This is a genomic window from Kineosporia sp. A_224 (genome assembly GCF_002198655.1).
Classification (GTDB): Bacteria; Actinomycetota; Actinomycetes; order Actinomycetales; family Kineosporiaceae; genus R-H-3.
On sequence record NZ_MWLN01000107.1, the window covers coordinates 99,978 to 112,588 of the forward strand.

At 73.9% G+C, this 12,611-nt stretch carries 8 protein-coding genes and 1 tRNA gene; 2 read left to right on the plus strand and 7 right to left on the minus strand.

Features of this window, described 5'->3' with window-relative positions; translation table 11 throughout:
- Positions 1-504: 504 nt before the first annotated feature.
- From EDJALFJO_RS09080 to rsmI, 3 genes are all read right to left on the minus strand, one after another.
- Positions 505-5,295: a choice-of-anchor D domain-containing protein gene (locus tag EDJALFJO_RS09080; protein ID WP_088284341.1), complete on the minus strand. Its 4,791-nt coding sequence runs from the start codon at positions 5,293-5,295 to the stop codon at positions 505-507.
- Positions 5,296-5,644: 349 nt separating this feature from the next.
- Positions 5,645-6,328, minus strand: coding sequence for a hypothetical protein (locus EDJALFJO_RS09085; RefSeq protein WP_143448397.1), 684 nt, complete (start codon positions 6,326-6,328; stop codon positions 5,645-5,647).
- 134 nt (positions 6,329-6,462) lie between these two features.
- Complete coding sequence (gene rsmI, locus EDJALFJO_RS09090) at positions 6,463-7,374, minus strand: 16S rRNA (cytidine(1402)-2'-O)-methyltransferase (protein WP_088284345.1); 912 nt, start codon at positions 7,372-7,374, stop codon at positions 6,463-6,465.
- A 43-nt stretch (positions 7,375-7,417) separates the two neighbouring features.
- Here rsmI and EDJALFJO_RS09095 point away from each other — a divergent pair, with 43 nt between their 5' ends.
- Positions 7,418-9,043: a phospholipid carrier-dependent glycosyltransferase gene (locus tag EDJALFJO_RS09095; protein WP_088284387.1), complete on the plus strand. Its 1,626-nt coding sequence runs from the start codon at positions 7,418-7,420 to the stop codon at positions 9,041-9,043.
- Positions 9,044-9,089: 46 nt separating this feature from the next.
- Here EDJALFJO_RS09095 and EDJALFJO_RS09100 read toward each other — a convergent pair whose 3' ends face one another.
- Both EDJALFJO_RS09100 and EDJALFJO_RS09105 read right to left on the minus strand, forming a co-directional pair.
- A complete protein-coding gene (locus EDJALFJO_RS09100) occupies positions 9,090-9,626 on the minus strand; it encodes an RNA 2'-phosphotransferase (protein ID WP_088284347.1) in 537 nt (178 codons plus the stop codon).
- On the minus strand, positions 9,623-10,489 hold the full coding sequence (locus EDJALFJO_RS09105) for a LysR family transcriptional regulator (protein WP_088284349.1): 867 nt from the start codon (positions 10,487-10,489) through the stop codon (positions 9,623-9,625). Before EDJALFJO_RS09105 ends, EDJALFJO_RS09100 begins: the two co-directional genes overlap by 4 nt.
- Before the next feature lie 92 nt (positions 10,490-10,581).
- On the opposite strand from EDJALFJO_RS09105, the gene EDJALFJO_RS09110 reads away from it, so the two are divergent.
- Positions 10,582-11,103: a hypothetical protein gene (locus EDJALFJO_RS09110; RefSeq protein WP_088284351.1), complete on the plus strand. Its 522-nt coding sequence runs from the start codon at positions 10,582-10,584 to the stop codon at positions 11,101-11,103.
- A 6-nt stretch (positions 11,104-11,109) separates the two neighbouring features.
- Here EDJALFJO_RS09110 and EDJALFJO_RS09115 read toward each other — a convergent pair whose 3' ends face one another.
- Positions 11,110-11,913 carry a L,D-transpeptidase family protein gene (locus EDJALFJO_RS09115; RefSeq protein WP_233149763.1) on the minus strand — a complete coding sequence of 268 codons (804 nt, stop codon included), beginning with the start codon at positions 11,911-11,913 and terminating at the stop codon, positions 11,110-11,112.
- Between the two features lie 380 nt (positions 11,914-12,293).
- A tRNA-Ala gene (locus EDJALFJO_RS09120) sits at positions 12,294-12,366 on the minus strand.
- Between the last annotated feature and the right edge of the window lie 245 nt (positions 12,367-12,611).

Sequence of the window (12,611 nt, forward strand, 5' to 3'; positions counted from 1 at the left end):
AACACGGGCACCTCCGCGGTGCTTTCTTCGCCCCACCGGACCGGCTGCTGCGCGGTCCGGGAACCGTCTCCACCGACCGAGCCCTTGGCGGTGGGACGCACTGTGCTGCCTCAGATCGACCACGCCTGACCGCCCCGCGGAGGGCGTGGTTTTCCACTGCACCGAACCTTCGTCCAGGGACCGAGGTCCTTGGCAGCCGCGCAGTGGTGGTGGCAGTGCCGAAAGTTGGGGGGTATGCATGATCGACGCAGCGTGATACAAGCCGCCGGTCGTCCCGCACGATCCCGCCCTGGTGAGGACGGCGAGACCCCCGGACCGGGGCAGGTCCGGGGGTCTCGTGCGGCTGCGACAGGCACAGGGCGGACCTGTCGTCGCCACGTCCGGCCCGCGGGCCCGGTGGACGAGTGGGGCGCTCGTCCGCCGGGCCCGGTGCGGGCCTTCGACCGGTCGCGGAGTCCGGGGGCTCGTCCGCGACCGGCCGTGGCTACGCCCGGGGCACGGGCGTCACTTGCCCGTACCGGTGAGGCTGACGGACATCGACTGCGGCAAGGACGTGGTGTCGCCGAACACCGCGAGGGTCGCGGAGTAGCCGATCCTCGCCGACGGCCGGAAGGTCACCGTCATGTTGCACGAGCGACCGGCCGCGATCACCTGCCCGATGCACGTCCCGTTGGTCGTCCCCCAGACCGTGGCCGGCGGCGCGGCCGGGTTGGTCGGGGTGACGACGGCCGAGGTGAGCCGCACGGCGAGCGTGCCGGTGTTCTTGATCGACACCGTCTGCGACTTCGTCGTGTTGATCGACACGTTGCTGAACCCGATCGGGTTCGGCGACAGGCTGAACTGCGACCCGAGCCCGGTCCCGGTGAGCGACACGAGTGTCGAGCCGCCCTGGGCGTTGTGGTTGATCGTCAGCGTCGCGACCCGCGGGCCCTGCACCGACGGCTTGAGCCGCACGGTGACGGTGCACGTGCCGGCCGGGGTCAGGACCGCCCCGGCGGCGTCGAGCACCGCGGGGTCGAGGTCCGCCACGCAGGTGTTCGCGAAGATGCTGTAGTCGGTCGCCGCCGCCCCGGTCACCGTGAGCGCCCCGACGTGCAGCGGCGCGGTCCCCGTGTTCGTGATCGTCGTCGTGCGGTCCGCCGTCCCGGGCGCCGTGACGGTGCTGAACGACAGGATCCCGGGGGTCACCGAGATCGCTGGTGCGAGCGGCGGGTCCGCCAGACCGGTGAGGTCGACGACGACCGTCCGGGCGGCCGGGTCGCCGTCCGCGGTGATGACGAGCCGGGCGGGACCCCGCGACCCGGAGTCACCCGTGGGGGCGAACCGGACCTTGATCGTGCACGTCCCGTCGGTCACCGTCACCTCGGTGTCGCAGGTCCCGGTGCCGTCCAGGAGGAACTGGTCGGCGTTGAGCCCCGTCTTGGCGACGTGCACCGTGGCGTCGGGCCCGACGTTGGTCACCGTGACCGTCCTGAGGCCGCTCTGCGTCCCGGACGGCTGGTGCCCGAAGGCGACCGCGGCCGTCGAGGCGTAGAGCGGGCCGGCGACCTTGCCGGAGACCGCGAACAGGTCGGTCCCGGCGATCGTGTTGTCCGCGAGGTCGCGGATCTCGAACCGGTTGGTGGGCCCGGTGGCCCCGGCCTCCCGGTAGGTGCCGCCGACGACCTTGTGCAGCGTCGTGGCGTCACCGAGGTAGCCGGCGGGGGCCGCCGCACCCTGGTTCGGGTCCCACCGGAGGAAGCCGTCGATCGGCGTCTTCGGCAGGTTCGGCGCGACCCGGTCGGCCGCCACCCCCGGCGAGCCGGCCGGGACCGGGCTGGCGAGGGCGTCGGAGAAGACGCAGGGCGTCCCGACGACCGCGGGGCAGCCGATGTCGATCGTGCCCTCGTTGCGCGGCAGCCCGCCGACGGCGTTCGTCGTGAAGCTGAAGACGCCGTACGGCGAGACCCACTGGTAGGGCACGTTCGGGCACAGGCCGCTGTTCGCGGTGAACCGGATGCGGGTGAACGTCATCTGGTCGTTGAAGCTCGGCGAGCCGTCCGCGAACGTGCCCTCGAGGGCGACCCGCAGGAGCGCCGTCCCCGGTTCGGTCGCCCCGCCGCAGCCGTCGAGGGCGACGACGTCGGAGTCGGCCACCGCGTAGAAGAACTCACCGGGGAAGTTCGTCGGGAAGACGAGCGGCTGGTTCGCCTTGTACGTCGCGTCCGGGAGCACGACGCACTTGCCGTTGGTGTCGAGGCACGGCTCGATCCGGACGCCGTTCTCGTCCGTGTAGAACCGCGGGAACCCGTTCGGGTCCACGGCCGCGGACATGCCCTTGCCGGCCGCGGACGCCGTCCCGGTGAGCGCGACGGAGTGCGTCGTGCCCGGGGCGTTGTCGGTGACGACGAGGCTGCCGCCGATCGCGCCGGCCCGGGTCGGGGTGAAGACGACGTCGACCCAGCAGGTGCCGCCGGGGGCGACGCCGTCGTCGAGGCCACGGCAGGTGTCACCGACGATGGTGAAGTCGTCGGGGGCGACCCCGATGGCAAGGTTCGAGACCGACAGCGGCAGGCTGCCGCCGACGTTCGAGATCGTCACCCGTGCCGCCGCGCTCGCGCTGTTGACGGCGAGCTGGGCGAACGTGAGGGACCGCGGCTGGAAGCTGATCGCCGCCGTGTCGCCCTCGGCGCCGCCGATGCCGTCGAGCACCGTGACGACGGGCGAGTTGAGCCCGGAGTGGACGACCCGGAGGTTCGCCGTCCGGTTGCCCGTGGCCGTCGGGGAGAAGCTGACGTCCACCGTGCAGGTGTCGTCGACCGCGAGCGTCGCGGAGGTGCACGAGTCACCGGCCACCGTGAAGTCGCCCGCGTCCGTCCCGCCGATCGTCACGGCGTCGGCGCCGATCACGATCGGCTCCAGGCCCGTGTTCGTGTAGACGACGTGCGCCGTGCCGGACGTCGACGCCATGGCGACCGCGCCGAGGTTCACGTGCCCGGCCGCGTCCACGCCGTCCGTCACCTCGAGCGGGCCGCGGAGCTTGCCCATGACCGTGAAGGTGTCGCTCTGGACGAGGGTGGAGCCGTCCGCCGGGTCGAGGATCCGGAAGTAGTTCGCGGGGCTCCCGGTCTCGTCGAGGTACGGCGCGCCGACCACGGGGTGGAAGGTCACCGCGTCACCGAGGTAGCCGGCCGGCGCCGCCGGGGACACCGCCGGGTCCCAGCGCAGGAAGCCGCCGAAGACCGGGCTGCTCAGCGCCTCCGAGAAGTCGCACGTCGCGGGCGGCAGCGGGGCGCAGCCGATGTCGACGGTGCCCTGGATCGGCTTGATCGAGCCGTCCTCGTTGGTCCTGATCGTCGACGTGCCGTAGGGGTGGACGAACGTGTAGTCGGTGTCCGGGCACAGCCCGCCGCGGACGACGATGCGCACCCGGCCGAAGACCATCTGCTCGTCGAGCGCCGCGGCGCCGTTGACGAAGGTGCCCTCGACCGCGGACCGGATGAACGCCGTCCCCTCGGGACCGCCGTCGCAGCCCGGCGTCGTGACCGGCTCCGAGTCGGCGACCGTGTAGAAGAACTCACCGGGGAAGTTGCCCGGGAACTCCTGCGGCGCGGCCGGGTCGTACCCGCCGTCCGGGAGGACGACGCAGTACGGGTCCTGCGGGTCGATGCACTGCGAGACCTTGACGGCGTTCTCGTCGCGGTACCAGTGGGGGAAGCCGTCGTACGGGTCCTCGGTGGCCGAGACCGCTGCCGTGCCACCGGTCGCGTTCCCGGTGACGTCGATCGTCGTGAGGCCGCTGTCGACGTTGCTCGTCACCTCGACCACGGCCGCGTGCGCACCGCGGGAGAAGGGCCGCATCGTGACGGTCACGTCGCAGGTGCCGCCGACCGGGATCGTGCGCCCGCCGGTCGTGCAGGTCTGCGCCGCGAGCCGGTACTGCGAGGCACCGTCACCGGTGAGCGCGACGCCGGCGACCCGCAGCGGGGCCAGGCCGTTGTTCGTCAGCGTCGCAGTGAGGGACTTCTCCTCCCGGATCCGGACGTCGCCGAACGCGAGCGGGTCGACCGGGGCGATCGCCGGTGCGTCGCCCGCGTTGATCCCGGTGCCGCTGACGTGGATGGACAGCGGCGACCGCAGACCACCCGTCGAGGCCAGGTCGACGATGTCGGACACCGCGGGGTAGTCGTCGGGGCTGAAGGTGACGTCGAGGGTGCAGGTCCCGTCGACGGGGACGGTGACGTCGCCGTCCGGGCTGACGCACGACCCGTCGGCGGACGGCGCGACGGCGAAGCGGGAGCCGGGGTCGCCGAGCACCGTGGCCGCCCCCGGGGCGATGATCACCGGCGTGGTCCCGATGTTCGTCACGGTGACGGGGCGGGTCTGGCTGGTCCCGACGGCGACACCGCCGAAGTCGGCGCCGTCGGACACGAGCGGCCCTGCGAGCTTGCCGGAGACCGTGAACTGGCTGGTGCTCAGCGGGTTCCCGCTGCCGTCGTCGAGCGGCGTCCGCGCGCTGTCGAGGATGGCGAACTCGTTGCCGGCGGTACCGCCGGTGATCGCGTGCGGGGTGACGCCGTCGCCGAGGTAGCCGGGTGCGAGGGCCGGGTCCGCGGTCCACCGCAGGAAGCCGTCGCCGGCGCCGAAGACCCGCGACGTGAGGGCGTCGCGGAAGTCGCACGGGACCGTCGCCGTGGGGACGCAGCCGATGTCCTCGGTGCCGAGCACCGCGGTGACGGCGCCCGCGTCGTTCGTGCGGATCGACTCCTCGCCGAAGGGGTGCTTGAAGACGTAGTCGGTGTTCGGGCACAGGCCGCTGGAGACGCGGACCCGGATCCGGCCGAAGACCATCTGGTCGCCCGGGGCCGGGTCACCGTTGATGAACGCCCCCTCGAGCGCCAGGACGACGGACGCCTTGCCGGCCGGCGACGTGCCGCAGCCCGGGGTGGTCACCGTGTTCGACGCCGCGTAGGCGTAGAAGAACTCGGTCGGGAAGTTCTTGGGGAACGAGAGCGGCAGGCGCGGGTCGTAGCCCGGCTCGTCACCGACGGCGGGCAGGATGCACGTCGTGTCCGCGGCGTCGAGGCAGGGCTCGACGCGGTCACCCTTCGAGTCGGCGTACCAGAGCGGGAAGCTGCTGCCGGCCATGAGCGTCGGCGCGACCGTGCCCACCGCACCTGCCGGCGCGGCGATCGTCACGAGACCCGTGACGACCATCGGCAGCGCGACGAGCGCGGCGACGGCCCGCAGGACCTTGGATCGTGCGGAGAGAACACGTCGGCCGCGCGTCGCGTGCCGGCCCCGGGTCGTCGTCATGGTCGCCTTCCTGGCAGTCCGTCATAAACCCCTGCCCGGACCGCAGGCGGGCGGTCGCGAGCCGACCCGGGACGTGGCACGTCCCGGACCGTGTCGCGCAGTCAGCCCCTGCGCGTGGCCGTCGAACCGGTGCTCGAGGACGCCCCGTCCTTGATCACACGTGGGCCACGGTGGAGGAGCCTGGCGGAGGGACCTAGGTCTCTGGCAGCCGTCCGCGGGGGTGCCCATGCCCGGGAACCGGGGGGACGATCACGTCACCGTCGGTGACAACCTGCAGGTCACGCCGAACGACCGAGGGAACCGCTCCACCGTTCGGAGGACCCCATGCGCCGCGCCGCGGCGGCGTCGGTCAGCGGTCCCGGACCCAGGGCTCCCGGGCGTCGACCGGCGCCGGGCCGGCGTGCCGCGCGGGCCGGAGCGTCACGACCTTCCCGGGGGCGCCGCCGTCCCGGACGACGAGCACGGGGGTGCCGTCGAAGGGTGCGGTGACGAACCCGAGGCGGCCCTCCACGGAGCCGTCGGCGGGCACCCGCACCGGGGCCAGCGCGCCGAGGGTCGCCGCGACCTCGCGGCCGTCCGGACGCCGGAGCACGACGGACGCCGGGTCGAACCGTCCGCTGCCGCCGGTGGGCACGAGCCGGACCACGACGTCGACCACGACGACGTCCCCGGCCGCCGCGGCGGCGGGCCGGTCGTACTGCGACGCACCGAGGACGACGAGCCGGCCCCACGAGGCGGTGACCGCGGGCGAGGTGACGGTTGTCGTCAGCGGCTGGGCGGCGGCGACGGACCGGCCGACCTGCCACCCGCCCCCGACGAGGACGGCCAGGACGACGAGCGGGAAGGCCGCGACGCGCAGGCCGGCTGCGCCGGCCCGGCGCACCGGCGCCGGGCGCCGGGCGGGGAGGAGGTCGACCCGGACGGCGCGCCTGCGGGCCTGCTGCCGGGTCCGCGCACGGGTTGTGGCGGGGGACGCGGCGGGGGTCCCGGGGCGCGGAGCGGGCGCGAGCGTCGTCATCGTGCGCCCACGCACGTCGAAGCCCTGCCGCCCATCGCCCCTGCACCCTTCGCCCGGTCCGCCGCACCCTTCGCCCGGGGCGTCGTCCGCCGCACGACCTGCCCGGTCGTCCGGCAGTGTCAAGGGTCACCCAGGGACCTGGGTCCCGATCAGCCTGGCGTGGGGGGAGTCGGCCGGCCACCGTCCGTGACGCTCGCGCGCGGGGTCCGGACGGCGGCGTCGTACAGGTCGCGCTTGCCGACCCCGCTGCCCGCGGCGACCTGGGCGACGGCGTCCTTGAGCCGCGTCCCGGCCGCGACGAGGTCGTGCACCCGGACGACGAGCCCGGGCACGTCGTCCGGCCCGGCCTCGACGGGCGCCGCGCCCGCGACGACGACCGTGATCTCCCCGAGCACCTCGCCGGCGGCCGCCCAGGCGGCGAGCTCCCCGACCGGGCGGCGCAGGACCTCCTCGTACGTCTTCGTCAGCTCGCGGCACACCGCGGCGGCCCGGTCGGCGCCGAACACCTCGGCCATGTCGGCGAGCATCGCGGCGAGCCGGTGCGGGGCCTCGAAGTAGATCGTCGTCCGCGGCTCGGCGGCCAGCGCGGCGAGCGCCCGGCGGCGCTCCCCCGGCTTGCGCGGCAGGAACCCCTCGAAGCAGAACCGGTCCGTCGCGAGGCCGGACAGGGCGAGCGCCGTGAGCACCGCGGACGGCCCGGGGACCGCCGTCACCGCGACCCCCGCCTCGACCGCCGCCCGGACGGCGCGCAGCCCCGGGTCCGAGACGCTCGGCATCCCGGCGTCGGTGACGACGAGCACGGTCGCACCGCCGAGGGCCGCCGCGACGAGCTCCGCCGTCCGGGTCGACTCGTTGTGCTCGTGGTAGCTGAGGACCCGTCCGGTCGGCGCGACGCCGGCCGCCGCGGTGAGCCGGCGCAGCCGCCGGGTGTCCTCGGCGGCGACGACGTCGGCGGTGCCGAGCAGGCGCAGCAGCCGGGGCGGGGCGTCGTCGACGTCCCCGATCGGCGTCGCGGCGAGGACGAGGCGGCCCGGGCCGGCGGTGTCGGTCACCCGAGGCATCTTCCTCCGCCCGTGCCCGGGACGCGCCGCCGGGCGGCTTACGATGTCGCGGGTGACGTCCCCGCCGCAGACGCTGAGGCCGGACCCGACCCAGAGCGAGGAGCCCGGTACGCCGGTGCCCCCACCGGGTCCGCTGCTCGCCGCCCAGCAGGCGCTCGCCGCGCGGCTGCTCGGCGTGCGGCTCACCGACCGGTTCTGGGGCTGGGTCGCGCCGCTGATCGTCACGGCGATCGGCGGCTTCCTGCGGTTCTGGCACCTCGAGCGGCCGCCCGGCCTGGTCTTCGACGAGACGTACTACGTCAAGGAGGCCAAGTCCCTCCTCGACGTCGGCTACGAGCTCGTCAACGACCCGGACATCAAGGAGCCGGACAAGCTCTGGAACACCGGCAACACCGACGTCTTCGGAACGGCCGCCGACTTCGTCGTCCACCCGCCGCTCGGCAAGTGGATGATCGCGTTCGGCGAGTGGATCTTCGGGGCGGACGACCCGTTCGGCTGGCGCTTCTCCGTGGCCCTGTGCGGCACGCTCTCGATCCTCATGCTGGCCCGGATCGCGCGCCGGCTCTTCCGCTCGACGCTCCTCGGGACGACGGCCGGCCTGCTGCTGGCGCTGGACGGCCAGCACTTCGTCCACAGCCGGACCGGGATCCTCGACCTCTTCGTCATGTTCTGGGCGCTCGCGGCGTTCGGCTGCCTGCTCGTCGACCGGGACGTCGCCCGCGCCCGGCTCGCCGACCGGGTCTCGGGCGGTGCCTCGCTGCTGCTCTTCGGACCGGGGCTCGGCATCCGCTGGTGGCGGATCGCCGCCGGCGTGAGCCTGGGCCTGTGCACCGGCGTCAAGTGGTCCGGGCTGTACTTCCTCGCCGTGTTCGGCCTCATGACGGTCGCCTGGGACCTGTCCGCCCGCCGCGCCGTCGGAGTGCGGCACTGGCTGACCGGCACGTTCCTGCGCGACGGGCTCACCGGCTTCGTCACGATGGTCCCCGCGTTCTTCGCCGCCTACCTCGCGACGTGGACCGGCTGGTTCCTCTCCACCGACGCGTACTTCCGGCAGTGGGGCGCCGAGCACCCGTCGAAGGTTGCGGGCTGGGTCCCGGACGCCCTGCGCGGCCTGTGGCACTACCACGCCGAGGCGTACACGTTCCATGTCGGGCTCACGTCGCCGCACCCGTACGAGTCGAACCCGTGGTCCTGGCTGATCCTCGCCCGGCCGGTCGACTACTGGTACGAGGACAAGACCTGCGCCGGCAAGGAGTGCGCCCAGACGGTGCTCGCCCTCGGCAACCCCGTCATCTGGTGGGGCGCGACGATCGCGGTCGCCGTGCTCGTCGTCCGCTGGGCGCTCGGCCGGGACTGGCGGGCCGGCGCGATCCTCGCCGGGTTCGCCGCCGGCTACCTGCCCTGGTTCCAGTACCAGCAGCGCACGATCTTCTCGTTCTACGCCGTGGCCTTCGTGCCGTTCGTCGTGCTCGCCCTGACGTACGTGCTGGGGCTGATGCTCGGGCCGCCGGACGCCGCAGCGCGGCGGCGCCTCGTCGGCACCCTCGCGGCCGGCGCGGTCGTCGTCCTCGCAGCGCTGGCGTTCGCGTGGTTCTACCCGATCTACGCCGCGCCGATCATCTCCAAGAACGACTGGCAGGACCGGATGTGGCTGCCGAGCTGGATCTGACGGTCTGACGACGCCGGGGCGGGCCGCGCGTCGCGGCCCGCCCCGCTCAGATCCTGCTGAGGAACCTCGCCGGGACCCGGTCGACGAGCCAGACCCCGTTCGTGGCGCACGTGAAGACCCCGCCGGCCGCGTGCAGCCCGGCGGCGTCGACCCTGAGCACGACCGGCCGGCCGTGCCGGGCCCCGACGTCGCGCGCCGTCCCGGGGTCGGCCGACAGATGGACCTGGGTGCGACGGCCCGGGACCAGCCCGTCGGCGAGGATCGCCTCGACGCTCCCGTCCCCGGTCCCGTGCCACAGGACGTCCGGCGGCGCGAGCGGCGGGAGCCCGAGCTCGACGGGCACGCTGTGGCCCTGCGCCGCACGGACCCGACCGTCGACGAGCTCGAACCGCACCTTGCCCGGGCCGGCGACGAGACGGTCGAGCCGAGCCCGGTCGAGCGGTCGGCCGTGCGCGGCGAGGGCCGCGAGCAGGTCGGGGACGTCGACCCAGCCGCCCTGGGCGAGGGTGAGGCCGACGGCGTCCGGGCGATGCCGCAGGACGTACGCGAGGAAGCGGCTCGCGGCGACGTCGTCGTCGCTCATGTCGCCTGCGCGGGAACGAGATGCTGCAGGACGTCCTCGGCGAGCGCACCGCGCTCGGGACGCCAGGCAGCCCAGTACCGGACGACGGGCAGGTCCTCGATCGGGACCGCCACGAGCCCCCGGGGCGGCTGGACGCACCCGTTGACCACGGTGGCGCCGAGCCCGATCGCCGCGAAGTGCACGAGGAGGTCCCACCCGTCGACCTCGGCGGCGACCTGCCAGCTCACCCCCGCGTCACCGAGCGCCCGCTCGAGGGTGCGCCGGTGCACGCGCTCGGGCGGCGGGACGACGAGCGCGAGCCCGTCGAGGTCGACGACCCGTACGCTCTCGCGGCGGGCGAGCGGGTGCCGTCGGGCGACGACGAGGGTCTGCGGGTAGACGGCGACCTGACGGCTCTCCAGCGTCGGGGGCGGCCGGTCGTGGGCGACGACAGCGACGTCGACCTGCCCGGACGTCACGGCCCCGAGCGCCGCCTCCCGGTCGGCGGTACGGACCCGGACCGGCCGGCCGGTCGCTCCCAGCCGGCGCAGACCGTCGGAGACGACCCAGCGGAAGGTCCCTCGCCCGGCGGCGAGCGTGATCGGTGCCGCGCCTGCGTGCAGCTGCGCCACGAGGTCGTCCGCCCGCCGTCCGGCGTCCCGGGCGAAGACCGCGAGCCGTTCGCCGGCCACCGTGAGCCGCAGCCCGCGGCCGTGGCGTTCGTAAAGCGGCACCCCGAGCGCCGTCTGCAGCCGCCCGATCTTCGCGTGCAGCGACGGCTGGCTCAGGTGCAGGGCCGCGGCGGCCGCCGTGAAGCTCCGGTGCTCGGCGAACACCTCGAAGGCACGGACGGCGTCCGCCTCGAGCAGGTCCCGGCCGAGCATGGTGCGGACCCTACCGCAGTCATAGTCCATGCCTATAGGTGCGTCACAGATCAATAGTTCCCCTGTCGAGGCGCATCCGCCATCGTCGAACCATGGACACGATCACCCATCACCTCCCCCCGGCCCTCGGGATCGACATCGGTCGGGTCGTCATCGACGGCTCGAGCCACCCGGAGGGCGGCGACACCGCCTTCTTCAGCGGCGACGAGGCCACCATGCTCGCGACCCCGGAGATGCCGGGAGCCGTCGAGACGATCGCGCGGCTCGTCCCCGCCTTCGACGGGCGCGTCTGGCTCGTGTCGAAGTGCGGCCCACGCGTGCAGCAGCGCACGCTCCGCTGGCTCGACGGGCACGACTTCTACGGACGCACCGGCCTGGCGCCCGACCACGTCCGCTTCTGCCGTACCCGCCCGGACAAGCGCATCCACTGCGAGGAGCTCGGCCTGACGCACTTCGTCGACGACCATCCCGAGGTCCACGCCGCGATCCGTGGCGTCGTCCGGCACCAGTACCTCTTCGGCCCCCAGCGCGCGGCCGCTGCGCCGGGCCTGCAACCCACGCCCTCGTGGCGGGACGTCGAGCTGCTCGTCACCGCGTCGCTCGCGACGGCGTGAGTGCCGTCAGCGGTAGACCCACAGGTGCTCACCGACAGACAGTTTCGGCCAGAGCCGGTTCATCGCGGGCACGGTCACCCGCACGCAGCCGTGGCTCGCGGCGTACGTCGGCACGGACGTCGAGCCGTGGAGCGCGTAGCCCTCGTGGAAGTAGTTCGGCCGCCAGAGCAGCCCGAGCGGGCTCTGCCGCCAGCCGTCGATCCGCCGGGTGATGGTGAACGCGCCCGTGACCGTCGGGGTGCTCGCCTTCCCCGGTGAGGCGTCGACGATCCGCGTCACCGCGCCGTCCTTCGTCAGGTAGACGACCCGGTGCGTCAGGTCGATCTCGACGGCGGACGCCGTCAGCGTGTGGCGCGGCTGCGGGACCCGCGGCGTCGCGAGCGCGGCCCAGGTCCGCGGGCCGACGACGCCGTCCAGGTGCAGGCCCTGCACCTTCTGGAACGCGTAGACCCCGTGCAGCGTGCTGCTGCCGAAGTCGCCGTCGACCGGGCCGACGTCGTAGTGGAGCGTCATGAGGCGGTCCTGGAGGGCGACGACGGCCGCGCCGTGGGAGCCCTGGCGCACCGTCGGCCGGGCGACCGAGCGCCAGGGGGTCATCGCGGCGGAGGCCGGCCGGACGGCCGGGCCGCCCACGACGACGGCCTGAGCCGCGGCGGCCGAGGTCGCGACCTCGGAGAGGGTCGCTGCGGCGGGTGGCGGCGCCTGGGCGTCGAGCGCGGACGGTGCCGCGCAGAACAGTGCGGTGGTCGAGACAGCCGCAGCGATCGCGGCCCGGCGTGGACGTGCAGCACAGGAACGCATCGTCCTCATCCCCTCGCTGTGCGACGGGTTCCCGCTCTCCACGCTAGGCGCGTCGGAGCCCTTGCCCCAGAGGCGAACGGCCGGGCCTCGCACGCGCCAGGGCCCGGGTCGATGCAGCCATGGGTGCAGGCCGATGCACGCCCTGACGTGCAGCCCCCTGCAACCACCCCTGCGACCACGTCAGCGGATCCGCGAGCAGCCGGGCGGACCCGGGCCATCGCGAAGGGCCCGGACGAAGAACGCGTCCGGGCCCTCTGCAATGTCGGTGGAGCTGAGGGGAGCCGTCGTCGCTCGTCCCTCGCGACTCCTCCCGAGTCACTGAACTTGATCGAGACATCGTGAAGGGCCCCGGACGAAAAACATGTCCGGGGCCCTTCACGATGTCTCGGTGGAGCTGAGGGGACTCGAACCCCTGACCCCCTCGATGCGAACGAGGTGCGCTACCAGCTGCGCTACAGCCCCTTGCCCTGCGGCCTGAGCAGACTAGCAGGACCGGACGCGTTGCTCCGAATCGGTATCCGGCGTGTGTCGGCCCTGCCGAGGAGCACCGCCGGGAACGTCAGGAGGGGTGCGTCAGCCGTTGACGGCGCGCCGCTTGGCGAGCACGGCGTCGAGGTCGAGGTCGTCCGCGAAGTCGCGTTCGGCGGTCCACGGGCGGGGCTGCGGGCGGGGCGCGACGGGCTTCATCGTGTACACCGGGCGCGGCA

Excerpts from the sequence above, each read along its gene's own strand:
- EDJALFJO_RS09080 (WP_088284341.1), bottom strand. The coding sequence starts at position 5,295 with ATGACGACGACCCGGGGCCGGCACGCGACGCGCGGCCGACGTGTTCTC.
- rsmI (WP_088284345.1), bottom strand. The coding sequence starts at position 7,374 with ATGCCTCGGGTGACCGACACCGCCGGCCCGGGCCGCCTCGTCCTCGCC.
- EDJALFJO_RS09095 (WP_088284387.1), top strand. The coding sequence starts at position 7,418 with ATGTCGCGGGTGACGTCCCCGCCGCAGACGCTGAGGCCGGACCCGACC.
- EDJALFJO_RS09100 (WP_088284347.1), bottom strand. The coding sequence starts at position 9,626 with ATGAGCGACGACGACGTCGCCGCGAGCCGCTTCCTCGCGTACGTCCTG.
- EDJALFJO_RS09105 (WP_088284349.1), bottom strand. The coding sequence starts at position 10,489 with ATGCTCGGCCGGGACCTGCTCGAGGCGGACGCCGTCCGTGCCTTCGAG.
- EDJALFJO_RS09110 (WP_088284351.1), top strand. The coding sequence starts at position 10,582 with ATGGACACGATCACCCATCACCTCCCCCCGGCCCTCGGGATCGACATC.
- EDJALFJO_RS09115 (WP_233149763.1), bottom strand. The coding sequence starts at position 11,913 with ATGAGGACGATGCGTTCCTGTGCTGCACGTCCACGCCGGGCCGCGATC.